This is a genomic window from Kineococcus esterisolvens, from assembly GCF_050871405.1.
Lineage (GTDB): Bacteria > Actinomycetota > Actinomycetes > Actinomycetales > Kineococcaceae > Kineococcus.
In genome coordinates this window covers 1-23,876 of the sequence record NZ_JBJLRI010000046.1, presented here as the reverse complement: position 1 = coordinate 23,876, position 23,876 = coordinate 1, and the positions used below count along the sequence as shown (strand labels likewise).

The 23,876-nt window shown below is 76.1% G+C and carries 22 protein-coding genes and 3 tRNA genes; 10 read left to right on the top strand and 15 right to left on the bottom strand.

Annotated elements, in window-relative coordinates:
* Positions 1-28 precede the first annotated feature (28 nt).
* Positions 29-1,225, top strand: coding sequence for a trans-sulfuration enzyme family protein (locus ACRYR8_RS14315; RefSeq protein WP_432485217.1), 1,197 nt, complete (start codon positions 29-31; stop codon positions 1,223-1,225).
* Between the two features lie 19 nt (positions 1,226-1,244).
* Here ACRYR8_RS14315 and ACRYR8_RS14310 read toward each other — a convergent pair whose 3' ends face one another.
* Positions 1,245-2,246, bottom strand: coding sequence for an NAD(P)H-dependent glycerol-3-phosphate dehydrogenase (locus tag ACRYR8_RS14310; protein WP_432485215.1), 1,002 nt, complete (start codon positions 2,244-2,246; stop codon positions 1,245-1,247).
* Between the two features lie 104 nt (positions 2,247-2,350).
* Between ACRYR8_RS14310 and ACRYR8_RS14305 the strand changes: the two genes are divergently transcribed.
* Positions 2,351-3,883, top strand: a complete 1,533-nt coding sequence (locus tag ACRYR8_RS14305) for a type II toxin-antitoxin system RelB family anti-toxin (protein ID WP_432485236.1) — start codon at positions 2,351-2,353, stop codon at positions 3,881-3,883.
* A gap of 105 nt (positions 3,884-3,988) precedes the next feature.
* On the opposite strand, the gene ACRYR8_RS14300 is transcribed toward ACRYR8_RS14305, so the two are convergent.
* The 3 genes from ACRYR8_RS14300 to leuC form a co-directional block, all read right to left on the bottom strand.
* Positions 3,989-4,570, bottom strand: a complete 582-nt coding sequence (locus ACRYR8_RS14300; RefSeq protein WP_432485214.1) for an HU family DNA-binding protein — start codon at positions 4,568-4,570, stop codon at positions 3,989-3,991.
* Positions 4,571-4,923: 353 nt separating this feature from the next.
* Complete coding sequence (leuD, locus tag ACRYR8_RS14295) at positions 4,924-5,529, bottom strand: 3-isopropylmalate dehydratase small subunit (RefSeq protein WP_432485213.1); 606 nt, start codon at positions 5,527-5,529, stop codon at positions 4,924-4,926.
* Between the two features lie 18 nt (positions 5,530-5,547).
* Positions 5,548-6,981: a 3-isopropylmalate dehydratase large subunit gene (gene leuC / locus ACRYR8_RS14290; RefSeq protein ID WP_432485212.1), complete on the bottom strand. Its 1,434-nt coding sequence runs from the start codon at positions 6,979-6,981 to the stop codon at positions 5,548-5,550.
* A gap of 90 nt (positions 6,982-7,071) precedes the next feature.
* Here leuC and ACRYR8_RS14285 point away from each other — a divergent pair, with 90 nt between their 5' ends.
* Positions 7,072-7,833 (top strand): IclR family transcriptional regulator, encoded by a 762-nt coding sequence (locus ACRYR8_RS14285; protein ID WP_432485211.1) that lies wholly within the window; start codon positions 7,072-7,074, stop codon positions 7,831-7,833.
* 9 nt (positions 7,834-7,842) lie between these two features.
* Here the strand turns inward: ACRYR8_RS14285 and ACRYR8_RS14280 are convergent, their stop codons facing one another.
* Both ACRYR8_RS14280 and ACRYR8_RS14275 read right to left on the bottom strand, forming a co-directional pair.
* Positions 7,843-8,454 (bottom strand): maltokinase N-terminal cap-like domain-containing protein, encoded by a 612-nt coding sequence (locus ACRYR8_RS14280; RefSeq protein WP_432485210.1) that lies wholly within the window; start codon positions 8,452-8,454, stop codon positions 7,843-7,845.
* 10 nt (positions 8,455-8,464) lie between these two features.
* Positions 8,465-8,956 carry a DUF4188 domain-containing protein gene (locus tag ACRYR8_RS14275; protein WP_432485209.1) on the bottom strand — a complete coding sequence of 164 codons (492 nt, stop codon included), beginning with the start codon at positions 8,954-8,956 and terminating at the stop codon, positions 8,465-8,467.
* Between the two features lie 82 nt (positions 8,957-9,038).
* Here ACRYR8_RS14275 and ACRYR8_RS14270 point away from each other — a divergent pair, with 82 nt between their 5' ends.
* Positions 9,039-9,668, top strand: a complete 630-nt coding sequence (locus ACRYR8_RS14270) for a MerR family transcriptional regulator (protein WP_432485208.1) — start codon at positions 9,039-9,041, stop codon at positions 9,666-9,668.
* Positions 9,669-9,721: 53 nt separating this feature from the next.
* On the opposite strand, the gene ACRYR8_RS14265 is transcribed toward ACRYR8_RS14270, so the two are convergent.
* The 7 genes from ACRYR8_RS14265 to ACRYR8_RS14235 all read right to left on the bottom strand — a co-directional run bounded on the left by ACRYR8_RS14265 (position 9,722) and on the right by ACRYR8_RS14235 (position 14,979).
* Positions 9,722-9,794, bottom strand: a tRNA-Glu gene (locus ACRYR8_RS14265).
* 76 nt (positions 9,795-9,870) lie between these two features.
* Positions 9,871-9,943, bottom strand: a tRNA-Glu gene (locus tag ACRYR8_RS14260).
* A 57-nt stretch (positions 9,944-10,000) separates the two neighbouring features.
* Positions 10,001-10,072: transfer RNA gene (locus ACRYR8_RS14255), tRNA-Gln, on the bottom strand.
* Between the two features lie 148 nt (positions 10,073-10,220).
* Positions 10,221-11,738, bottom strand: coding sequence for a glutamate--tRNA ligase (gltX, locus tag ACRYR8_RS14250; RefSeq protein WP_432485207.1), 1,518 nt, complete (start codon positions 11,736-11,738; stop codon positions 10,221-10,223).
* Between the two features lie 72 nt (positions 11,739-11,810).
* Positions 11,811-12,623: a fumarylacetoacetate hydrolase family protein gene (locus ACRYR8_RS14245; RefSeq protein ID WP_432485205.1), complete on the bottom strand. Its 813-nt coding sequence runs from the start codon at positions 12,621-12,623 to the stop codon at positions 11,811-11,813.
* A 111-nt stretch (positions 12,624-12,734) separates the two neighbouring features.
* On the bottom strand, positions 12,735-13,814 hold the full coding sequence (locus ACRYR8_RS14240; protein ID WP_432485235.1) for a branched-chain amino acid aminotransferase: 1,080 nt from the start codon (positions 13,812-13,814) through the stop codon (positions 12,735-12,737).
* A gap of 109 nt (positions 13,815-13,923) precedes the next feature.
* A complete protein-coding gene (locus tag ACRYR8_RS14235) occupies positions 13,924-14,979 on the bottom strand; it encodes a 3-isopropylmalate dehydrogenase (protein ID WP_432485204.1) in 1,056 nt (351 codons plus the stop codon).
* 152 nt (positions 14,980-15,131) lie between these two features.
* Here ACRYR8_RS14235 and ACRYR8_RS14230 point away from each other — a divergent pair, with 152 nt between their 5' ends.
* From ACRYR8_RS14230 to ACRYR8_RS14205, 6 genes are all read left to right on the top strand, one after another.
* Positions 15,132-16,307: a sensor histidine kinase gene (locus ACRYR8_RS14230; protein WP_432485203.1), complete on the top strand. Its 1,176-nt coding sequence runs from the start codon at positions 15,132-15,134 to the stop codon at positions 16,305-16,307.
* Between the two features lie 40 nt (positions 16,308-16,347).
* A complete protein-coding gene (locus ACRYR8_RS14225; RefSeq protein WP_432485202.1) occupies positions 16,348-17,055 on the top strand; it encodes a response regulator in 708 nt (235 codons plus the stop codon).
* Positions 17,056-17,247: 192 nt separating this feature from the next.
* Complete coding sequence (locus ACRYR8_RS14220) at positions 17,248-18,018, top strand: ABC transporter ATP-binding protein (protein WP_432485201.1); 771 nt, start codon at positions 17,248-17,250, stop codon at positions 18,016-18,018.
* 3 nt (positions 18,019-18,021) lie between these two features.
* A complete protein-coding gene (locus ACRYR8_RS14215; protein WP_432485200.1) occupies positions 18,022-20,526 on the top strand; it encodes an ABC transporter permease in 2,505 nt (834 codons plus the stop codon).
* Positions 20,527-20,642: 116 nt separating this feature from the next.
* On the top strand, positions 20,643-20,948 hold the full coding sequence (locus tag ACRYR8_RS14210) for an antibiotic biosynthesis monooxygenase family protein (RefSeq protein WP_432485199.1): 306 nt from the start codon (positions 20,643-20,645) through the stop codon (positions 20,946-20,948).
* Between the two features lie 175 nt (positions 20,949-21,123).
* Positions 21,124-21,672, top strand: a complete 549-nt coding sequence (locus ACRYR8_RS14205; RefSeq protein ID WP_432485234.1) for a flavodoxin family protein — start codon at positions 21,124-21,126, stop codon at positions 21,670-21,672.
* A gap of 51 nt (positions 21,673-21,723) precedes the next feature.
* Here the strand turns inward: ACRYR8_RS14205 and ACRYR8_RS14200 are convergent, their stop codons facing one another.
* Both ACRYR8_RS14200 and ACRYR8_RS14195 read right to left on the bottom strand, forming a co-directional pair.
* Positions 21,724-22,614: a sucrase ferredoxin gene (locus tag ACRYR8_RS14200; RefSeq protein WP_432485198.1), complete on the bottom strand. Its 891-nt coding sequence runs from the start codon at positions 22,612-22,614 to the stop codon at positions 21,724-21,726.
* Between the two features lie 14 nt (positions 22,615-22,628).
* The coding region (locus ACRYR8_RS14195) for a cupin domain-containing protein (RefSeq protein WP_432485197.1) at positions 22,629-23,876 on the bottom strand (1,248 nt) is incomplete at its 5' end.

The following is a 23,876-nucleotide window of genomic DNA, read 5'->3' as shown; positions in this document are numbered from 1 at the left end:
CCTACCGGTGGTGTGGTTGGGTGCGTCCGTGCCTGAGAACGACGCGCCGACCCCCGGCTCCCCCGCATCCCCCGCCCGGCCCCGCGGGCTGTCCCCCGAGACCCTGGCCGTGGTGGCCGGCCGGCCCCCGCGCGCGGCGGGCAGCGAGCTGAACACCCCCGTCTCGCTGAGCGCCACCTACGTCGGCGGCGGCTCACTGGGTGAGGGCGGCCTGGGCTACGGGCGCTTCGGCAACCCCACGTGGGAGGCGCTGGAGACGGCGCTGGGGACGCTGGAGGGCGGCTCGGCGCGCACGTTCGCGTCGGGGATGGCGGCGGTGACGGCCGCGCTGCACCTGGTGCCGGCCGACGCGACGGTGCTGGTGCCGCACGGCGCCTACAACGGCACCCACGCGGTGCTGGACCTGCTGGCGGGTCAGGGCAGGGCGCGGGTGCAGCGCGTGGACGTCACGGACGTGGCGGGCGTGCGCGCCGCCCTGGCGGCGGGCACCGGGCCGCTCCTGCTGTGGCTGGAGTCGCCGACGAACCCCCTGCTGGAGGTCGCGGACCTGGCGGCGCTGGCGGCGGCGGGCCACGAGCGCGGCGCGCTGGTGGTGGTGGACAACACCTTCGCCACCCCGCTGCTGCAGCGCCCCCTGGACCTGGGCGCGGACGTCGTCGTGCACTCGGTGACGAAGTTCCTGTCGGGGCACTCGGACGTGGTGCTGGGGGCGGTGGTGACCCGCTCGGAGGAGCTGCTGGCGGCGCTGACGCGGCAGCGCACCCTGCACGGGGCGATCCCGGGCCCGATGGAGGCGTTCCTGGCCCTGCGGGGGCTGCGGACCCTGCCGCTGCGCCTGGAGCGCGCCCAGCGCAGCGCGGCCGACCTCGCGGTGCGGCTGGGCACCCACCCGCTGGTGACGCGGGTGCGCCACCCCTCCCTGCCCTCCGACCCCGGTCACGAGCTGGCGCGCGCGCAGATGCGCGGTTTCGGCGCCCTGGTCTCGATCGAGGTGGCCGGCGGCGCCGCGGCGGCCGACGCGGTGGTCGACGCGGTCCGCCTGTGGGTGCCGGCCACGAGCCTGGGCGGGGTGGAGTCGCTGATCGAGCGGCGCCGCCGGCACGCGGGTGAGCCGGCGGTGGTGCCGCCGGAGCTCCTGCGGTTGTCGGTGGGCGTGGAGGACGTCGAGGACCTGTGGGCGGACCTGTCCGGAGCGCTGGACACCGCGGCGGCCGCGGCCGGCTGACCGGGCTCCTCCAGGCCCCTCAGCCGGCCACCAGCCGGGCGACCAGCCCGGCGGGGGCCGCGCCCGCGGTGACGGCCGCGGCGACCTCGGCGACCAGGGGCAGCTCGACCCCGGCGGTGGCCGCGCGCCGCAGGACGGCGGGCGCCGAGGTGACGCCCTCGACGGTGCCGCCGGCCGCGGCGAGGGCCTGCTGCAGGCTCGCGCCGCGGCCCAGGGCCAGGCCGGCGCGGTGGTTGCGCGAACGCGGCGACCCGCAGGTGGCGACGAGGTCGCCGACGCCGGCGAGCCCGGCGAAGGTGGAGGCCCGTGCGCCCAGCGCGAGCCCGAGGCGGGTGGTCTCGGCCAGCCCGCGGGTGAGGACGGCGGCGTGCGCGTTGGCGCCGTGCCCGGCGCCCTCGACGACGCCGACGGCGAGGGCGACGACGTTCTTCACCGCTCCGGCGACGTCGACGCCGATGACGTCGCCGGTGGGCTCGGCGCGGAAGGCGGCCGAGGTGCACGCGGCCGCCAGCCGGGCCGCGGTGGGCTCGGCGGTGCAGGCGACGACGGTGGCGGCGGGGTCGCGGCGGGCGATCTCGGCGGCGAGGTTGGGACCGGAGACGGCGGCGATCCGCTCGGGGCCGGCGCCGGTGACCTCGGCGACGACCTCGGTGCCGAACAGGCCGGTGCCGGTCTCGACACCCTTGGCGAGGCACAGCAACGGCACGTGCGGCAGCAGCGGGCGCCAGGCGGTCAGCTGCGCGCGCAACCGCTGCAGGGGGACGGCGAGCACGACGAGGTCGGCGCCGTGCAGGGCGCGGGCGGCGTCGGTGGTGGCGTCCACGGCGGCGGGCAGCGGCGCGTCGCCGAGGTAGGCGCTGTTGGTGCGGCGGGTGCGGACCTCCTCGGCCACCTCGGCCCGGCGTGCCCACAGGGTGACGCGGCAGCCGGCGTCGGCCAGGACGAGGGCGAACGCGCTGCCCCAGGCTCCGGCACCGAGGACGGCGACACGCGGGGACGAGGTGGACGGGAACGGCGGCACGCGTGTCACGCTAGGGCAGCGCGGACACGCCGCAGCGCCGGGCCTGCGGGTCTTTATCTCACATGTGATATACCGTGGCGCTCATGGCAGTCTCCACCGAGCAGATGACCCCGCCCACGGGTGACCACCTCACCCAGATCGGCGCGCTCATCCGTGACGCTCGCAAGCACCGCGGCCTGACCCAGGTCCAGCTGGCCGAGCGGCTGGGCACCTCCCAGAGCGCGGTGCACCGCATGGAACAGGGCCAGCAGAACGTCACCATCGACATGCTGCAGCGCGTCGGCCACGCCCTGCAGGACGACTTCGTCTCGATCGGGCGACCGGCCCCCACCCACCTGCGCGTGCACGGCGGCACCCAGCTCTCCGGGAGCATCGCCGTGAAGTCCAGCAAGAACGCCGGCGTGGCGCTGCTGTGCGCAGCCCTGCTGAACCGCGGCCGCACCACGCTGCGGGGGGTCGCGCGGATCCTGGAGATCCACCGCATCCTCGACGTGCTGGGCAGCATCGGGGTCCGCTACGAGTGGATCAACGACGCCGACCTCGTCCTGGACGTGCCGGAGGCGCTGGACCTGGCCGCGATGGACTCCGAGACGGCGCGCCGCACCCGCAGCATCATCATGATGCTGGGGCCGCTGCTGCACCGCTACGAGGAGTTCCAGCTGCCCTACGCCGGCGGCTGCGACCTGGGCACGCGCACCGTCGAGCCCCACATGGTGGCCCTGCGCCCCTTCGGGCTGCAGGTCACCGCGACCACCGGCCACTACCACGCCGTGGTGGACCGCTCGGTGCGCCCGCAGCGCCCCATCGTCCTGACCGAGCGGGGCGACACCGTCACCGAGAACGCGCTGCTGGCCGCGGCCCGCACCGACGGCGTCACCACCATCCGCAACGCCAGCCCGAACTACATGGTCCAGGACCTGTGCTTCTTCCTGGAGCTGCTGGGGGTGCGCATCGAGGGCATCGGCACCACGACCCTCGTCGTGCACGGCGTACCGGACATCGCCGTGGACGTGGACTACTCCCCCTCGGAGGACCCGGTGGAGGCCATGAGCCTGCTCACCGCGGCGATCGTCACGCACTCGGAGCTGACGGTCACCCGTGCGCCCATCGAGTTCCTCGAGATCGAGCTGGCGATCCTGGAGGAGATGGGCCTGCACTACGACCTGTCCGAGGAGTACGCGGCGGCCAACGGGCGCACCCGGCTGGTGGACATCACGGTCCACCCCTCCTCGCTGAAGGCGCCGATCGACAAGGTCCACCCCATGCCGTTCCCGGGCCTGAACATCGACAACCTGCCGTTCTTCGCGGTCATCGCGGCGAGCGCGGAGGGTTCCACCACCGTCCACGACTGGGTCTACGACAACCGCGCCATCTACCTGACGGAACTGAACCGGCTGGGGGCGCGCGTGAAGCTGCTGGACCCGCACCGGGTGCTGGTGGAGGGCCCGACCCGCTGGTCGGGCGCGGAGGTGCTGTGCCCGCCGGCGCTGCGCCCGGCGGTGGTCGTGCTGCTGGCGATGCTGGCCGCCAAGGGCACCTCGGTGCTGCGCAACGTGGACATCATCGCCCGCGGCTACGAGCAGCTGGCCGAGCGGCTGACCCCGCTGGGCGCGCGGATCGAGACGTTCCGCGACTGAGCCGCCCGGTTCACGCGAACGCCCCCGCCCGGGTTCCCGGGTGGGGGCGTTCGCGTGGGCGCCGCGGGCCGGGCCGCGGCGCGGGCCTGCTCGTCGGAGCGCTCGTCAGGCTTTCTTGGCCGTCCGGCGCGCGGTGGTCGCGCGAACCGGCGCGGCCGTCTTGGCCGGGGCGGCCGTCTTGGCGGGAGCCGCCTTCTTGGCCGCGGCGCCGGCGGCCGGGCGCGTGGCGGCCCGGCCGGTGGTGGCGCGGGTGGTGGCCGCCGGGCTCGCGGCCCTGCGGGCCGTGGTGCTGCGGGCCGGCGCGGGGGCCGTGGTGGCGGCCGGCGCGGTCTTCGCGGGCGCGGCCTTCTTCGCCGCGGCCGCGGTACCGCCGTTCTTCTCCTTCAGGGACGCGGCGTAGGCGCGCAGCGCCTTGCTGTCGGAGACGACCTCCTTGAAGGCGGTTCCCGGGCGGAACCGGGGCACGGAGGTCTTCTTGATCTTCACGGCCTCGCCGGTGCGCGGGTTGCGCCCCGTGCGGGCGTTGCGCGCCTGCTTCTCGAAGGTGCCGAAGCCGCTGATGGCGACCTTCTCGCCCTTGGCGACGGCCACGGTGATGGTCTCGACGAGGGCCTCCACGGCCGCCGTCGCCTGCTTCCTGCCGCCCAGGCGCGTCTCGAGCGCCTCGACCAGTTCCGCCTTGTTCACGAAGGGCCTCCCGGTGGTCCGTGTCGTCCGTGCTGACACAACTCGCGCGGCGGTACGCGCGCGGCCGAGCAGGAGCCCGACGGGAGGAACGGTACGACCCGCGATCACCGGCGTCCACCAGACGCGCGGCGCCGAGCCGTTGCGGCGCAAGCGAGTCGGCCCCGGCGGTGGGCGGGGCCGCTGTGGCGCAGCGGGTTCGGCGGGCCCGCTGCGGGACGCTCCGGCACGCAGCGCCCGGCGGCGAGGCCCACCACCCGACCCTCGTGAACCGTTGGGGCGCAGCGAGTCGGGAACGACGAGGCCCCGGTCCCCCCTGCGGCGCAGCGGGGATCGGGGCCTTCGCGGACAGCGGGTCAGGCCTCCGCGCGGGCGGGCAGCGTGGCGGGCTTGAAGGAGGGCCGCCGCGACTCGAAGTCGGTGATGGCGTCGGCGTGGCGCAGGGTGAGGCTGATGTCGTCCAGCCCCTCCAGGAGCCGCCACCGGATGGAGGAGTCGACCTGGAAGCGAGCGGTGAAGTCGTCGACGCGCACGACCTGCTCGAGCAGGTCGACGGTCACCTCGGTGCCCGGGTGGGCCTCCAGCGCCTTCCAGATGAGCTCGATGTCGCTCTGCTCGACGACGGCGGCCAGCAGGCCCTGCTTGCCCGAGTTGCCGCGGAAGATGTCCCCGAACCGGGGCGCGAGGACCGCCTTGAAGCCGTAGTCGCGCAGCGCCCAGACGGCGTGCTCACGGCTGGACCCGGTGCCGAAGTCCTTGCCGGCCACCAGCACGGAGCCGGCGCGGTAGGGCTCCTGGTTGAGCACGAAGGACGGGTCGCCGCGCCAGGCGGCGAAGAGGGCGTCCTCGAACCCGGTCTTGGTGACGCGCTTGAGGTAGACGGCGGGGATGATCTGGTCGGTGTCGACGTCCGTGCGCCGCAGGGGGACCCCCACGCCGGTGTGGACGGTGAACTTCTCCACGGTTGGCTCCTCAGGCTCTCAGGCGACGGGTCGGGCGACGGGCTCGAGGTCGGCCGGCGAGCTGAGCGTGCCGCGCACGGCGGTCGCCGCGGCCACCAGCGGGCTGACGAGGTGGGTGCGCCCGCCCTTGCCCTGCCGGCCCTCGAAGTTGCGGTTCGACGTCGACGCGCAGCGCTCGCCGGGCGCGAGCTGGTCGGGGTTCATGCCCAGGCACATCGAGCAGCCGGCGAAGCGCCAGTCGGCGCCGAACTCCTTGAAGACCACGTCGATGCCCTCGGCCTCGGCCTGCAGGCGCACCTTCGCCGAGCCGGGGACGACCATGACGCGCACGTCGTCGGCCTTGCGGCGGCCGCGCACCACCTCGGCGGCGGCCCGGAGGTCCTCGATGCGGCTGTTGGTGCAGGAGCCGATGAAGACGGTGTCGACGGGGATCTCGCGCATGGGGGTGCCACCGGCCAGGCCCATGTACTCGAGGGCGCGCTCGACGCCCTGGCGCTCACCGTCATCGCCGATCTGCTCGGGGACGGGCACGGACCCGGACAGCGGTACGCCCTGGCCGGGGTTGGTGCCCCAGGTGACGAAGGGTTCCAGCGCGGAACCGTCGAGGACGACCTCGGCGTCGAACTCGGCGTCGTCGTCGGTCCGCAGCGTGCGCCAGTGCTCCACGGCCGCGTCCCAGTCCGCGCCCCGAGGGGCGTGCGGACGCCCCTTCAGGTACTCGAACGTGGTCTCGTCCGGGGCGACCATGCCCGCGCGCGCACCGGCCTCGATCGACATGTTGCAGATCGTCATCCGGCCCTCCATGGACAGGGCGCGGATCGCCTCGCCGCGGTACTCCAGGACGTAGCCCTGGCCGCCGCCGGTCCCGATCTCCGCGATGACGGCGAGGATGACGTCCTTGGCCGTCGTACCGGGCTTGAGCCGGCCGTTGACCGTGATGGCCATCGTCTTGAACGGCTTCAGCGGCAGCGTCTGGGTGGCCAGGACGTGCTCGACCTCGCTCGTGCCGATGCCCATGCCCAGCGAGCCGAACGCGCCGTGGGTGGAGGTGTGCGAGTCGCCGCACACCACGGTCATGCCGGGCTGGGTGAGGCCCAGCTGCGGGCCGACGACGTGGACGATGCCCTGCTCGGCGTCGCCGAGGGGGTGGATGCGCACGCCGAACTCGGCGCAGTTGCTGCGCAGCGTCTCCAGCTGCTTGGCGGAGGTGCGGTCCTGCAGCAGCGAGAGCGGGCGGTCGATGTCCGCGGTCGGGGTGTTGTGGTCCTCGGTGGCGATCGTCAGGTCCAGGCGCCGCACACCGCGCCCGGCCAGGCGCAGGCCGTCGAAGGCCTGCGGGCTGGTGACCTCGTGCAGGAGGTGCAGGTCGATGTAGAGCAGGTCCGGCTCGCCGTCCTGCCCGCGCCGGACGACGTGCTCGTCCCACACCTTCTGCGCCAGCGTGCGTCCCACGGTCGCTCTCCCCTCGTCCGCGCCGCTGCTGCGGCGCCGGGACGTCCATCGGTCCTTGCGTCTCAAGCCTTGAGACGCCAGTATCGCTCCGTGGACAAGAGTAGCGGAGTCGGCGTGCTGGACAAGGCCGTGCACGTGCTGAGCGCCCTGGAGGCGGGCCCGGCCAGCCTGGCGCAGCTGGTGGCGCTCACGGGCCTGGCACGGCCCACGGCCCACCGCCTCGCCGTCGCCCTGGAGCACCACCGCCTCGTCGCGCGCGACCTGCAGGGCCGCTTCGTGCTGGGCGACCGGCACGCCGAGCTGGCCGCCGCCGCCGGGGAGGACCGGCTCGTGGCCGTGGCCGGCCCGCTGCTGACCGCCCTGCGCGACACCACCGGCGAGAGCGCCCAGCTGTACCGCCGCCACGGCGAGCACCGGGTGTGCATCGCCGCCGCCGACCGCCTGCACGGCCTGCGCGACACCGTGCCCGTGGGCGCGTCCATGACGATGGCCGCCGGGTCGGCCGCGCAGGTGCTGCTCGCCTGGGACGATCCCGAGCGGCTGTCCGTGGAGCTGCTGGGCGCCCGCTTCGACGCCGCCACGCTGTCCGGGGTGCGCCGGCGCGGCTGGGCGCACTCCAGCGGCGAGCGCGAACCGGGGCTGGCCTCGGTCAGCGCGCCGGTGCGCGGGCCCTCGGGGCGGGTGGTGGCCGCCGTGTCCGTCTCCGGCCCGGCGGAGCGCTTCGGGCGCCACCCGGGCCGCCGGCACGCCGACGCCGTGCTGGCCACCGCCGAGTCCTTCACGGCCGCGCTGCGCCCCGCCGAGCTGCCGGCGCAGGCGGTGCCGCCGGACGCCCGGGGAGTGGACGCCTGACGGCGGGCGTCAGGCGGTCCGGGCGGGCGTCGGGGCGGTCCAGGCGAGCAGCGCGGGGCCCTCCTGGCCGGGCCAGGTCCCGACGAGGGTGGACGCGCCCGCGGGGGCCGCGGCGGTCCCGTCGAGGACGCGCACCACGCCCACCCGCGCACCCCCCACCGCAGCCGTCGTGACCTGCCCGGCGAGGGGCCCGGTCCCCGGCTCGCCCGCGGCGACCCGCACGAGCGGGGCGGGCAGCGGGGCGCCGGCGGGGTCCACCAGGACCGCCTGCCGGGCGCGGCCGGCCAGCACGTCGGTGAGCACCCTCGCGAACACGGGGTCCCCGCCGGCGTCGTAGACCCAGCGCCGCCCCAGCACGGAGTGCTCCATCGTGCCCACGAGGCGGTCGGCCGCCCCGGGCTGCTCCGCGCCCCGGTAGGCCAGCGGGACGTGCACGAGCACCCCCGCGACGCGCACGAGGTGGGCCTCCAGGCCCACCTCGCCGTCGGGGTCGTCGAAGCGGTAGGCCCCCACCGCTCCCGGCTCGCCCGCCCCCTCGGGGCACCACGGCTGCGAGGGCAGCCAGCGGGCGATGAGCTCGAGCTTCGTCGGGACCAGGTGCGCCTGGTGGATGACGGCCACGGGCCGCAGCCTAGGCCCCGGACGGCTCGCGCAGCCGCATCCGCTGGGCGGCGCGCTCGCCGCGGGCGGACACCGGCACGCTGCGCGTGGCGGCGGCCAGGCCGGCCACGGGAACGTCCACGGCGATGGACTCGTGGTGGCCGGCGGGCACCGCGTACGTCTCGTGCCAGACGCCGACCGCTCCGCGGGCGGCGCGGGCGCGGGCGTTGAACCGCTGCCAGGCGCGTCGGTGCAGGCCGCCGTCGCGCTGCGCGTAGGCGTGCAGGGACTCCACGTCGCGCCAGTACTGCACGACGAAGGGGCCGCCGGAGCCCCAGCAGGTGCGCATCCCGAGCACCCCGTGCTCGGGGTGCTCGGCCAGCTCGCGCAGCATCGGCGGCATGGCGAGCAGGACGGGCAGCCACGCCCGCACCCGCCACGGGGAGTTGATGCGCATGCCGACGAGGAAGACGACGACACCGTCGTCGTGGACGTGGGTGGTGCGGCCGGTGCGGGTCCTCACGGTGACCTCCAGGGCGGGCCGGTGATTGGATAGCTGCACTGCCCAGCATTGGACAGCGGAACTATCCAGTCAAGGGGTCCCCGTGCTCGTCTCCGCCCTGGCCGCCGCGAGCGGCGTGCCCGTCCCGACGATCAAGTACTACCTGCGCGAGGGGCTGCTGCCCCCGGGCCGGGCGACGGGCGCCACGCGCGCCGAGTACGGCGAGGAGCACGTCCGGCGCCTGCGCCTGGTGCGCGCGCTGACCGAGGTGGGCGGGCTGCCGATCGCCCGCGTCCGCGACGTGCTGGCCTGCCTGGACGGCACGACGCCCCTGACGACCGCGCTGGGCACGGCCCACGACGCGCTGGCGGGCTCCCCCGCACCCGAGGCTCCCGCCGACGGTGCGGGGGCGGCCGCGGCCCTCGTCGCGGACGCCGGCTGGCGGGTCGACCCCCGCTGCGCCAGCCTCGCTCAGCTGGGTGCCGCGCTGGCGGCCCTGGCCGGAGCGGGCTTCCCCGTGGAGCCGGCGGCGCTGCAGCGGTACGCGCGCGCCGCGGACGCGGTCGCGCGCGAGGAGGTCGACGCCATCCCGGGCGAGGACGTCGCCGACGCGGTGGAGTTCGCCGTGCTGGGGACCGTCCTGCACGAACCGGTGCTGCTCGCCCTGCGGCGCCTGGCCCAGCAGCACCACTCCGCACGGCGCTTCGGCGGGCCGCCCCCGCCGGAGGGGTGACGGGCACCGGGCACGACGAAGGCCCCCGGTCGTCGACCGGGGGCCTTCAGGAGTAGCCCCGACGGGATTCGAACCCGCGCTACCGCCTTGAGAGGGCGGCGTGCTAGGCCGCTACACAACGGGGCCCTAGCTCACTCGTTCCCACAGGAACGTCCTTCATCCAGCACGAGACGACCGGCGATCGACCGGGAATCTCCTGCAGTAGCCCCGACGGGATTCGAACCCGCGCTACCGCCTTGAGAGGGCGGCGTGCTAGGCCGCTACACAACGGGGCCCTAGCTCGCTCAGCTCAGCGTTCACGGAGTCTCACCGGTGATCGACTGTGCCGCGCGCTGGGGTACCAGGACTCGAACCTAGACTAACTGAACCAGAATCAGTCGTGCTGCCAATTACACCATACCCCATGGTGATCTCCCGGCCGGCGAACCGCCCGGGCGCGTCGCAGACTCTACCGGGTCCCGGCGCCGCTCCCCAAATCGGCACCCGGGCGCCCGACCTGAGCCGTCCGGCGTCCCGTCCCGCCCCGCACGGGGGCGGAACGGGACGCCGGTGTCAGCCCAGCGTGGAACGCAGCCGCCGCAGCCGCACCAGCGACGCGTCGCGGCCCAGGATCTCCATCGACTCGAACAGCGGCGGGGAGACCCGCCGGCCCGTCACGGCCGTGCGCAGGGGCGCGAAGGCGAACTTGGGCTTGATCCCCAGCCCGTCGACGACCGCGGCGCGCAGCGCCGCCTCGATCCCGGGCGTGACCCACTCCGCCAGCCCCTCCAGGGCCGCCAGCGCGGCGTCGAGCACGTCGGCGGCCTCCGGGCGCAGCGCCGCGACCGCGTCCTGCTCCAGCACCACGTCCTCGTCCGCGGTGAACAGGAAACCCAGCATCCCGGGCGCCTGGCCGAGGAGGGTCATGCGCTCCTGCACCAGGGGCGCCGCGTCGGCCAGCCGCTGCCGCTGCTCGGTGGTGGGCTCGGCCGGCAGCACGCCGGCGGACTGCAGGTACGGCACCAGGCGCTCGCGGAAGTCCTCCGGCGCGAGCATCCGCAGGTGCGTGGCGTTGATCGCCTCGGCCTTGGCGACGTCGAAGCGCGCCGGGGAGGCGTTGACGTCGGCGACGTCGAAGGCGGCGACCATCTCCTCCAGGGTGAAGACGTCGCGGTCCTCGGCGATGCCCCAGCCCAGCAGCGCCAGGTAGTTCAGCAGCCCCTCGCGGGTGAAACCCCGCTCGCGGTGGTGGAAGAGGTTCGACTCGGGGTCGCGCTTGGACAGCTTCTTGTTGCCCTCCCCCATGACGTACGGCAGGTGCCCGAAGCGCGGGACGTCCCGCGCGACGCCGATGTCGATGAGCGCCTCGTACAGCGCGATCTGGCGGGCGGTGGAGCTCAGCAGGTCCTCCCCGCGCAGCACGTGGGTGATGCCCATGAGCGCGTCGTCCACGGGGTTGACCAGGGTGTACAGCGGCTCTCCGTTCGCGCGCACCAGGACGGGGTCGGGGAAGGAGCCGGCCTTGAACTCGATGCGTCCACGCACGAGGTCGTCGAAGGAGTAGTCGCGGTCCTGCGGCACCCGCAGCCGCAGCGTGGGCTGCCGGCCCTCGGCCCGGAAGGCGGCGACCTGCTCCGGGGTCAGGTCGCGGTCGTGGTTGTCGTAACCCAGCACCTTGGAGCGACCGGCGGCCTCGTGGCGGGCCTCGATCTCCTCCGCCGTCGAGTACGACTCGTACAGGTGCCCGGCCGCCAGCAGCCGCTGCACGACGTCGTCGTAGATCCCGCGGCGCAGGCTCTGCCGGTACGGCTCGTGCGGACCGCCGACGTCGACGCCCTCGTCCCAGTCCAGGCCCAGCCAGCGCAGCGCGTCGAGGATCTGCGCGTAGCTCTCCTCGCTGTCGCGCGCGGCATCGGTGTCCTCGATGCGGAACACGAACGTGCCGCCGGTGTGGCGGGCGTAGGCCCAGTTGAACAAGGCCGTGCGGATCAGCCCGACGTGCGGGGTGCCCGTCGGGGAGGGGCAGAAGCGGACCCGGACGCCGGAGGGTCCGGGCGCCGGGACGGCGGGGGCGGGAGCGGTCTCAGTCATGGCCCCGCCAGCCTATTGCCGCCGCGGTCCACCGTGCCGCCCGCGCCCCCGTGCCGCCTGCCGCCCCGCGGCTCAGTCCCGGGGCGCCGTGAACGGCGTGGACAGGGTGCCGATGCCCTCCACCTCGACGTCGACGCGCTGACCGGCCCGCACGGGGCCGACCCCGGCCGGCGTGCCGGTGAGGATGACGTCGCCCGGCAGCAGGGTCATGGCGCGCGAGACGTGCGCGACGATCGAGGGCACGTCGTGGACCATCAGCGAGGTGCGCCCGTCCTGGACGACCTCACCGGCGTCGTCGGGGTCGGCGCTCGCGGCGAGCCGGGTGACGATGCGCACGTCGGAGGGGTCCAGCTCCGTCTCGATCCACGGTCCCAGCGGCGTGAACCCGTCGGCGCCCTTGGCGCGCCACCACTGCTGGTCCGGGCCCTGCAGGCTGCGCGCGGTGACGTCGTTGGCGACCGTGTAGCCGTAGACGACGTCGCCGACCCGCTCACGGGGCACGTCCTTGCACAACCGGCGGATCACCACGGCCAGCTCGCCCTCGTAGTGCAGCTCCTCCCCCGCCCAGCCCGGGATCGGCAGCGGGTCGCCCGGGCCGGCGACGGAGGTGTTCGGCACCGTGAAGACCAGCGGCTCGGCGGGCACCTCGTTGCCCAGCTCCGCGGCGTGGGCGGCGTAGTTGCGACCGACCCCCAGCACCTTGCTGCGGGGGATCACGGGGGCCAGCAGCCGCGCGTCGGCCAGGGGCACCCGCTCACCGGTCGGGTTCAGCGGCGCGAAGAGGGGATCGCCGGAGACGACGAGGATCTCCTCCTCCCCCGGCGCGCCGTCCACCACGCCGTAGCGCGGGTCGGAACCGGCGGAGGTGAACCTGGCGATGCGCATGCCGAGCACCCTAGTGAGCCGGGGGGCGCGCGTCGCACCCCGCGGGGCTGCACGGGGTGCGCCGGGCCGCGACGGGCCGCGACGGGGTGGCCGGGCGCCGGGCGGGCGGCGTCAGACCAGGCGCGTCATCCAGCCGTGCGGGTCCTGCGCGCGGCCGTACTGCACGTCCAGCAGCTGCCGCCGGATCGTGGCGGTGACCTCACCGGGGCCGCCGGTGCCGTGCACGAGCTCACCGTCGCGGGAGACCAGCTTGCCCACGGGGGTGACCACGGCCGCGGTGCCGCACGCGAACACCTCGGTGATGCGCCCGGAGGCGACGCCCTCGCGCCACTCGTCGATGCTCACGCGGCGCTCGGAGACCTCGTGGCCGAGGTCCTCCGCCAGCTCCAGGATCGAGGCGCGGGTGATGCCCTCGAGGATCGTGCCGGTCAGCTCGGGCGTGACGATCGTGCCGTCGTCGTGGACGAAGAACAGGTTCATCCCGCCGAGCTCCTCGACGTACCGGCGCTCGGTGGCGTCCAGGAAGCAGACCTGGTCGCAGCCGTGCTCGTGCGCCTCGTCCTGCGCGGCCAGGCTCGCGGCGTAGTTGCCGCCGCACTTGGCCGAGCCGGTGCCGCCGAAGGCGGCGCGGGTGTAGTCCTGCGACAGCCAGATGGAGACCGGCTTCACGCCGCCGGTGAAGTAGCTGCCCGCCGGGGAGGCGATGACGAGGAACTTCACCTCGTGCGCGGAGCGGACCCCCAGGAAGGCCTCGGTGGCCACCATGAACGGGCGCAGGTACAGCGAGGACTCCCCGCCGCTGGGCACCCACGCCTCGTCGGCGCGCACCAGGGAGGTGACGGCCTCGAGGAACATCTGCTCGGGGACCTCGGGCAGCGCCAGCCGGCGCGCGGAGCGGGCCAGGCGGGCGGCGTTGGCCTCCGGGCGGAAGGACCAGACGCTGCCGTCGGCGTGCCGGTAGACCTTCATCCCCTCGAAGACCTCCTGCGCGTAGTGCAGGACGGCCGCGGCCGGGTCCAGCTGCAGCGGGCCGTAGGGCACGACCGCGGCGTCGTGCCAGCCGGCGCCCTTCGTCCACGTGGCGATCGCCATGTGGTCGGTGAAGTGCTTGCCGAAGCCGGGGGCCGCCAGGATCTCCGCGCGGCGCTCGGGGCTCACCACGGCGGCCGAGCCCTGAACGGGGAAGCTCATCGGGGTCTCGGTCGCGGTGGTGCTCACGGGTGCTCCTCGCAGAAGGCGGGCAGGCGGTGGTTCGGTGCGGACGACGGTACCCCCGGCGGCCTCGCCGGGGACGGGCGGTTCAGCGGGCGGCGAGCGCCGCCAGGGCGTCGCCGACGGCTGCGGTGCTGCGCGGGCCGGCGACCTCCCCGGAGGCGCGGCGGGCCAGGTCGGCGGTGACGGCGGCGTCCACGCGGGCGGCCGCGTCGGCCAGGCCCAGGTGCTCGAGCAGCAGGGCGACGCTGAGCACGGCGGCGGTGGGGTCGGCGAGCTGCCTGCCGGCGATGTCGGGGGCGGAACCGTGCACGGGCTCGAACATGCTGGGCGCGGTGCGGTCGGGGTTGACGTTGCCGGAGGCGGCCAGCCCGATGCCGCCGGTCACGGCGGCGGCGAGGTCGGTGAGGATGTCGCCGAAGAGGTTGTCGGTGACGACCACGTCGAAGCGGGCCGGGTCGGTGACGAGGAAGATGGTCGCGGCGTCGACGTGCAGGTAGTCCACGGACACCTCGGGGAACTCCGCGCCCACGGCCTCGACGGTGCGCCGCCACAGGTGCCCGGCGTGCACGAGGACGTTGTGCTTGTGCACGAGCGTGAGCTGCTTCCGCGGGCGGGCGGCGGCGCGGGCGAAGGCGTCACGCACGACGCGCTCGACGCCGAAGGCGGTGTTGACGCTGACCTCGGTGGCGATCTCGTGCGGGGTGCCCACGCGCAGGGCGCCGCCGTTGCCGACGTAGGGGCCCTCGGTGCCCTCGCGCACGACGACGAAGTCGACCTCGCCGGGCGCGGCCAGCGGGCTGGGCACGCCGGGGTAGAGCTTGGAGGGGCGCAGGTTGACGTAGTGGTCCAGCGCGAAGCGCAGCTTCAGCAGCAGCCCGCGCTCCAGCACGCCGCTGGGCACGCTCGGGTCGCCGACCGCGCCGAGCAGGATCGCGTCGTGACCGCGGACCTCCTCCAGGACGGAGTCCGGCAGCGTCTCGCCGGTGCGGTGGTACAGGCGGGCGCCGAGGTCGTACTCCGTGGTCTCGACCGTCGCGCCCGTGCCGTCGAGGACGGCGCCGAGCACCTTCAGGGCCTCGGCCGTCACCTCCTGGCCGATGCCGTCGCCGGGGATGACCGCGAGCCGCAAGGTGTCCGCCATGCCCGTGAGGCTATCGGAGCGCCGGGCCGCTGTGTCCAGCATCCGGGACCGTCGTCTCGACAGGCGGACAGCGGTCTCCCCCCGCGGGGGGACGCCCCGGGTGCGCCCACGGGCTGACGACCCGCGGCCCGGGCCCCGCCTACGCTCGTGCGGTGCAGAAGCAGAACGTGTTCGACCGGCTCGTGGCCTGGCCCCGCGTCCACGTGCTGCTCCTCGACTCGCTGGGCGCGCTCGCCCTCACCTTCGTCTGCGTCGCCACCGCCAGCGCCACCGGTGGCGGCGCGGTCCTCGTCAGCGTGCTCATGTGCCTGCCGCTGGCCGCGCGCCGCGTGCGCCCGGAGCTCAGCGGCGGGCTCGTGGCCGCCGGCGGGCTGCTGCAGCCGGTGCTCGCGGCCGACCCGCAGGTGGCCAACGTCGCGGTGCTCGTCGCCCTGTACTCCCTGGCCGCCTACGCCGCGCCGTGGGCCTCGCGCGGCGGCCTGCTGCTGGGGCTGTTCGGCGCGCTGGTGGCACCGGCCCGCTACGTGCTCCCCTCGGTGGACCTGCTCAACGCCCTGGCCGCCGCGCTGTTCATCGCCGTGCTCGTCGTGGCCACCTGGCTGCTGGGCCGGTTGCGGCGCGCCTCACGCCGCAACGAGCAGGCCCTGATGGAGCGCGCCCGCCTGCTGGAGAACGAGCGGGAGAACGAGTCCCGCCTGGCCGCCACCGCCGAGCGCCAGCGCATCGCCCGCGAGATGCACGACGTCGTCGCCCACTCCCTGTCGGTGATCATCGCGCAGGCCGACGGCGGGCGGTACGCGGCCGCGGCGAACCCGGCTGCCGCCGCGGAGGTCCTGGGCACCATCTCCAGCACCGGCCGCCAGGCGCTGGCGGACATGCGCAACCTGCTGGGCGTGCTGCGCCAGGGGCCGGGTGACGAGCGCACCCCGCAGCCCGACGCCGCGCAGGTGGCCGACCTCGTGGAGCAGGTGCGGGCCAGCGGCCTCGACGTCGCGCTGGACGTCACCGGTGAACCGCGCGAGGTGCCGCCGGCCGTCGGCCTGGCCGCGTACCGCATCGTGCAGGAGTCCCTCACGAACGTCCTCAAGCACGCCGGCCCCGCCGCCCGCGCCCGCGTCGAGGTCCGCTGGGACCCGGACGCGCTGCGGCTGGGCGTGGACGACGACGGGCGCGGCGCCGCCGCCCTGGTCACCCCCAGTCCCGGGGGGCAGGGCCTGGCCGGCATGGCCGAGCGGGCCCGGCTGCACGGCGGTGCCGTGGTCACCGGCCCGCGCCCGGGCGGCGGGTTCAGCGTCCGTGCCACGCTGCCGTACGCGTCGCCGCGCTGAGCGGTGCCCGACCCGTCCCGTCCCGACCCCGGAGGTCCCCGTGCCCGCCGTCCGCGTCGTCCTCGTCGACGACCAGCAGCTCGTCCGCGCGGGTTTCCGCATGGTCATCGACTCCCAGCCCGACCTGGAGGTGGTCGGCGAGGCCTCGGACGGGCTGGCCGCGCTCCAGCTCGTCGAACGCACCGACTGCGACGTCGTCCTGATGGACGTGCGCATGCCCGGCATCGACGGCATCGAGGCCACCCGGCGCATCACCACCGCACCGCGGGCCGAGGGGGACCCCGCGCCGCGGGTCGTGGTGCTGACCACGTTCGACCTGGACGAGTACGTCGTGGCCGCGATCGGCGCGGGAGCCAGCGGGTTCCTCCTGAAGGACGCACCGCCGGAGGAGATGCTCGCCGCCGTGCGCACCGTGCACGCCGGGGACGCGGTCATCGCCGCCAGCTCCACCCGCCGCCTGCTGCAGCACGTCGGCCCGATGCTGCGCCAGGGCGCGGCCTCCCCCGCCGCCCCGCGGGCGCTGCCGCCGGACCTCACCCCGCGCGAGCTGGAGGTGCTGGAGTGCATGGCGCACGGGCTGACGAACTCCGAGATCGCCGAGCGGTTCGTGGTGTCGGAGGCCACCGTCAAGACGCACGTGGGCCGGGTGCTCGCCAAGACCGGTTCGCGCGACCGGGTGCAGGCCGTCGTGCTGGCCTACACCGCGGGCATGGTGCAGCCCGGGGACGTGCTGCGCGACGCCCGCTGAGGCGGCCCCGCGGACCGGCCGCGCGCGTACGACCCGGGGATGACGCGCGGCCGGGGCCTCCACCGGTGGGGCGAGGCCGTGGCGGCACGCGGATCAGCTCCGCGCCCGACGCGGCGGCGCCCGCTGCGTCCCTACGGTCGAGGGGTTCGACGCCGGCAGTGCCGGCACGCCCCGACCGCGAGGAGAACCCCCGTGCCCACACCGCGCCCCACCCGCTCCCCGGAGGTGCTGCACGCCGCGGTGCCGGCGGTGCGCGCCGTCGGCCTGCGCAAGACGTACGGACGCGGCGACGCCGCCGTGCACGCCCTGGCGGGCGTGGACGTGGAGTTCTCCCGCGGGGAGTTCACCGCCATCATGGGCCCCTCGGGCTCCGGCAAGTCCACCCTGATGCACTGCCTGGCGGGGCTGGACACCGCCAGCGCCGGGCAGGTGTTCCTGGGTGAGACCGAACTGACCGCGCTGCGCGACGCGGAGCTGACGCGCCTGCGCCGCGACCGGATCGGGTTCGTGTTCCAGTCGTTCAACCTGCTGCCGGTCCTGACCGCCGGGGAGAACCTCGTCCTGCCGATGCAGCTGGCCGGCCGCTCCCCCGACCGCGCGTGGCACGACGAGGTCGTGGACCGCCTCGGCCTGGCGAACCGTCTGCGGCACAAGCCGTCGGAACTCTCCGGCGGGCAGCAGCAGCGCGTGGCCGTCGGCCGCGCGCTGCTGCCCCGCCCGGACGTCGTGTTCGCCGACGAGCCCACCGGGAACCTCGACTCGCGCGCCGGAGCGGAGGTGCTGGGCCTGCTGCGCTCGGCCGTGCGCGAGTTCGGCCAGACCGTCGTGATGGTCACCCACGACCCGGTCGCGGCCAGCTACGCCGACCGCGTCGTGCTGCTGGCCGACGGGCACCTGGCCGGGGGCCTGACGGCGCCCACGTCCGACGACGTCATCGACGCCCTGCGCACCCTGGGGGCCTGACCCGTGCTGCGGACAACCCTGGCGCAGCTGCGCGCCCACGCCGGGCGGGTGCTCGCCTCCTGCCTGGCCGTCGTCATCGCCGTCGCCTTCGTCGTGGCGACCCTCGTGCTGAACTCCTCCGCGAGCGCCAGCCTGCTCAAGGCGGTCGGCGCGCCCTTCGTCACCAGCGCCGCCGTCGTGACCGCCGAGGCGGGCACCGACCCCGCGGCGGGCACCGCGGCGCTGCGCACGGCCGCGGAGCCGGTGAGCGCGCTGCCGGACGTCGCGCAGGTCTTCGCCGACCGCGAGGCCGACGTGCAGGTGCGCCTGCCCGGGCGCAGCGGGAGCTCCTACGCGCAGGCCGGTGCCGTCACGGCGCCCGGCCCGCTGCGCTGGGAGAGCACCAGCGCCGGCCGGCTGCCGGAGGCGCCCGGCGAGGTCGCCGTCAGCGACCGCCTCGGCGCTGCCGTGGGCGACGTCCTGGACGTCGAGCGGCAGCCGTCCGGCGACGCGGACGCCCCGGCCACCACCACGCAGGTGCGGGTCGTCGGGGTCGTGGACCTGCGAGGCGATCCGACCGCGGGGCTGTACGGGCGCCTGTTCGCCACCGAGGACCAGTTGCGGCAGTGGGGTGCGGCCGACGTCTCCCGGCTGCGGGTCGCGGCCGCCCCCGGCGCGGACGGCGACCAGGTGGCGGCCGCGGTCGCCGGCGCCGTGACGGGCGGTCTGGTCGTGCGCACCGGCGAGGAGGCCGCGCAGGACGTCGCGTCCACCTTCACGGGCGACGCGGCCGCGCTGACCACGGTCCTGCTGGTGTTCGGCGCCGTGACCGTCCTGGTCGCCGGCCTCGTCATCGCCAACACGTTCGCCGTGCTGCTGGCCCAGCGCACCCGTGAACTGGCGCTGCTGCGGTGCGTGGGTGCCACCCGCGGGCAGACCGCGCGCTCGGTGCTGCTGGAGGCGGCCGTGGTCGGCCTGCTGGCCTCGCTGGCCGGGGCGGCCGCCGGGGTGGGGCTGGCGGCGCTGGTCTCCCGGGTGGCCGCCGACGCGGACTCCCCCGTCCCGCTGGACGAGCTGCGGGTCCCGGTGCACGCCCTGGTGCTGGGCGTCGCGCTGGGCACCGTCGTGACGGTGCTGGCGGCCCTGGCGCCGGCTCGGGCCGCGACCCGCGTGGCGCCCCTGGCGGCGCTGCGGCCGCTGGTCGCCGCGCCGGTGCGTTCGCGCGGGGGGCTGCTCCGCCTGGTCGCCGGGCTGGTGCTCACCGTCCCCTCGGCGGCGGCCCTGGCCTGGTTCGCCGCGCAGGGCGTGCTGGAACCGGCGGTGCTGGCGGGAGCGGTGAACTTCGTCGGTGTCGTGCTGCTCAGCCAGCGGGCGGTCCCCGTGGTCGTGGGGCTGGCCGGGCGGCTGGTCCGGGGCGCCGGGACGCCCGCGCGACTGGCGGCCGGCAACGCGGTGCGCAACCCGCGCCGCACGGCGGCGACGGCGACGGCGCTGCTCATCGGCGTCACGCTGACCACCGCGATGGTCGTGGGGGCCTCCTCCACACGGGCCACCGCCGGGGGCCTGCTGGAGGCCGGCTACCCCACGGACGTCGTCGTCTCCTCCTGGGAGGAGCCGGTGGACGACGCGCTGCTGCAGCGGCTGGGTGAGGTGCCGGGGGTGGTGCGCGCCGTGCCGGTGCTGGAGGGCGAGGTGTCCCTCGGCGAGCTGGGCACGACGGGCGTGCTGGGCGTGGACCCCGACGAGGCGGCCGCGGTGGTGCGCTCGCAGCAGCGCGCCCCGGTCCCCGCCCCCGGGGAGCTGGTGGTGTCCGGGTACGCGGCCGGGGCGCTCGGCCTGGCGGCCGGCGGCACGGTGCGGATCTCCGCCGAGGGCGGCTCGCCCGTCGAGCTGAGCGTCGTCGTGGCACCCGACTCCGAGCAGGGGGTGCTCGCGACGGCCGCGGACCTCCGCCGCGCCGACCCGGCCGCGGTGGTGCGCGCCGCGTGGTTGCGCCTGGACGACTCCCTGGACGCGGCCGGCCAGGCCGAGGCCGTCGACGCGGTGTCCGAGGCGGTGGCCGCGGCGCTGCCCAGCAGCGACGTCAGCGGCGTCGTGGCGGTGCGCGCCGCCTTCGACCAGGTCCTGACGACCATGCTGCTCGTCGTCACCGGCCTGCTGGGCGTGGCGGTCGTCATCGCGCTGCTGGGCGTGGGCAACACCCTGGCGCTGTCGGTGGTGGAGCGGCGGCAGGAGTCCGGCCTGCTGCGCGCCCTGGGCCTGACCCGCGGGCAGCTGCGGGCGCTGCTGGCCTGGGAGGCGCTGCTGGTGGCCGGCGTGGCGGGGGTGCTGGGCGTCGCGCTGGGCACCGCGTACGGGCTGGCGGGCACCGCGTCGGTGCTCGCGGCGGAGGGGCCGGTCGTCCTCGACGTGCCGTGGCTGCGGATCGCCGGGATCGTGGTGGTCGCCGCGCTCGCCGGTGTGCTGGCCTCCGTGCTGCCGGCGCGGCGCGCGGCGCGCACGCCCCCCGTGGCCGCCCTCGCGGCCTGACGGCCGCCGACCCGGGGCGTGCGCGGGCGCGGGGAGCCGGGCGGGCGGAGGGGACCCGCCCGGTCCCCGCGCACCGGCCCCGGGCCGCTGGCGCGCGCGCGTGGCAGGCTGGCGGCATGGCTGTCGTGAAGATCAACGCGATCGAGGTCCCCGAGGGCGGCGGGCCGGAGCTGGAGCGCCGCTTCGCGCGCCGGATGGGTGCGGTGGAGGGCACGGAGGGCTTCCTGGGGTTCGAGCTGCTGCGCCCGGTGGCCGGTGAGTCCCGCTACTTCGTCTACACGAAGTGGGAGACCGAGGAGGCGTTCCAGGCGTGGGCGGGCGGGGGCGCGAAGGAGGCGCACGCCGGTGAGCGGGCGAAGCCGGTGGCCACCGGTGCCAGCCTGCTGGAGTTCGAGGTCGTCCTGGGCGCCGGGCCGGCCTGAGCCGCGGTGGCGGGCGGGTGGCCCCGCGGGGGCGACCCGCCCGTCTCGACGCCTCGCGCGCACGGGTCTACGTTGGGACCACCGGCTGGTTGCCGGTTCAACGACCTGGAGGGGGAACGCCGTGAGCGTGAAGCTCGCCATCGTGTACTACTCGGCCACCGGGACCGTGCGGGGCATGGCCCAGCGCGCCGCCGAGGCCGGTGAGCGCGCCGGTGCGGAGGTGCGGCTGCGGCAGGTCGCGCGCCAGACCACCGGCGGGGAGCGCGCCACCAGCGAGGCGCAGGCCGAGCACAGCGCGAACGCCACCGAGCCGGCCGCCACGGCCGACGACGTCGTGTGGGCCGACGCCGTCCTGTTCGGCTCCCCCACGCGCTACGGCAACATCGCCGGGCAGCTGAAGACCTTCATCGACTCCCTCGGCCCGCAGTGGGGCCAGGGCCTGCTGGCGGACAAGGTGTACGCCGGCTTCACCGCCAGCCAGACCGCCCACGGCGGGCAGGAGTCCACCCTGCTGGCGCTGTACAACACGATCCACCACTTCGGCGGCATCGTCGTGGCCCCCGGGTACACCGACCCGCTCAAGTTCGTCGACGGCAACCCCTACGGCGTCAGCCACGTCACCGGCGGGAACAACGACATCCCGCTGGGCGAGGCCGAGCTGGCCGCGCTGGACCACCTCGCCACCCGCGTCGTGACGGTCGCCGGGCGCCTGCGGGGCGAGTGACCCGCCCGCGCCGCTGACGGCCGTTCCCGACCCCCCGATCGGGAACGGCCGTCAGCGGCGCAGCTCGAGCAGTTCCCAGGTGCGCGCCTGCTGCGCGGTGCCGGCCGAGCACGTCAGCCGGTGCGCCGGCGCGCGGCCCTCCGCCAGGTCCACCTCCAGCGGGCCGTGCACGTCGAAGCGGACCCGCCAGCGCACCCGCCCGTCCGGCCCCTCGGGCAGGCGAGCGGCGTGCAGCGGCGTGAAGGCGTCGAGGCGGTCCTCGCCCAGCACCAGGCGCGCGTGCCCCTCGGCGGCCTGGACGACCCCCGCGTCGCCGCAGCGACCGCGCAGCCGGTCCGGCAGCACTCGGCCGGCGCGCACCGCGGCCAGCAGCGCTGACGCGTCGCCGGGTGCGAGGTGGCCGTGCACCGCGCCGCCGGGCAGGGACAGCGCGGTGGCGGCGAAGCGGTCCCCGCCCAGGTGCGAGCACTCCCACACCGCGGTCGCGTCCAGCGCGGCGAGCGCGGTGACGACGGGGCGCCCGCGCACCGCGCAGCACCAGTCCTTGCGCCCGTGCGTGCACACCAGCAGCAGCGGCCCCGTCGCATCCCGCCACCCCCCGTCCTCGGCGACCGCCGCCGTCAGGGCGTCGAGCGGGGAGAGGCGGGTGCGCAGCCGGGTGCGGCCGCGCCGGCAGTCGGCGAGGAACAGCCGCCGGGGCCCGCCGGGGTCGCGGCCGGCGGCGTCGGGGCGGCGAACCAGCAGCAGCTTCACCCCGCGCGCCGCGGCCACCTCGCGCAGCCGCGCGGTGGTGGCCTCCCCCAGCCGGGAGGCGGGCACCGCCCCCGGCCCCCACGGCCCGGGCTCCTCCACGAGCAGGTAGCCGCGAACGGGCGTGGCGGTGCCGAGCAGCTGGTCGCGGTCCTCCTGCGCCCGCGCGGCGCAGGAGAACCGCTCACCCACCGCGCCGGCAGGGCTCAGGCCGGCCCCGCGGGCAGCAGGACGTTCTCGCGCAGCAGGCGGCGCAGCACCACGAGCGCGTCGCCCTCGTCCACCCCGGTCCCCGCGGCCGCGAGCTCCCCGGCGCACGTGCTGGCCGAGGCCAGCACGTGCTCCAGGGCCGGGCGCACCCACCCGGGGAACGTCACCCGCCGGTCGGGCAGGACCAGCTCGACGCGGTCCCCGGCGTCGGCCAGCCGCGTCGTCAGCCCGCGGCGCGGGCGCAGGCGCGTGCCGGCCGCCAGCGCGCGCGCGGTGGCGTCCTGGGCGAGCGCCCCCACCGGCTCGGCGGGCACGGCCCGGTCGCGGCGGCGCTGCACGAGCCGGCGCACGGCGGCGTCGTCCAGGCCCTCCAGCCAGCGCGCCGCGGCGGTGCGGAAGGCGTCGACGTCGACGTCCTGCCCCGGCAGCGGCAGGGCGCGGCGCAGCGCGACGTCGTCGCGGCCGGCGCCGGCCACGGCGTCGGAGAGCACGTCGGCCCACGTGGTCGCCAGGAGCCCCACCGTCAGGTGCACCGAGCGGTCCTCGGTGGTGCGCGCGGAGTGCAGCCAGCCGCGGGGCAGGTAGAGGGCGTCGCCGGGCTCGAGCACGGTGTCGATCACCGGGGCCCGCCCGCCGACCGGGTCCGGGCCCAGCGCCTTCGACGGCTGCGACTTCAGCGGCAGCTCGACCACCGGCGGGTGGATCGTCCAGTGCTTGCGGCCGTCGACCTGCAGCACGACCACGTCGTGGGTGTCGTGGTGGGGCTTGAAGCCCTGCGCGCCCGGCGGCGTGACGTAGACGTTGACCTGGCACTGGTGGCCCAGCTCGGCGGCCAGGTCGGCGCAGAACGTCGCCAGCGGCGGCCACGTGCGGTGCAGCGCCTGCAGGACGATCGTGGCGCCGTCGGCGAAGGAGCGGGCGATCCCGTCGCTGTCGGGCAGGTCGTTCAGCTGCTGGTTGCCGGCGACGGCGCTGCGGGTGAAGGCGCTGCGCGGCAGGCCGACACCGTCCTTGACCATGGTGAAGAACGGGGTGCGCAGCGCGCGCGGGCCCAGCAGCTCGTCGACGTCGGCGGTGGACAGCAGGTCGTCGAAGTCGCCGCGGCCGCCCTGCGCGGAGCGCTCCGCGGCCCGCACCAGCAGCGGGCGGGTGTTCCAGTGCTCGGTGGCGATCGAGCCGGCCGCCTCGCCGAAGCAGCGCTGCAGCGCCGACGCGACCGGCGCCGCCCCCGGGGCGGGGGCGGC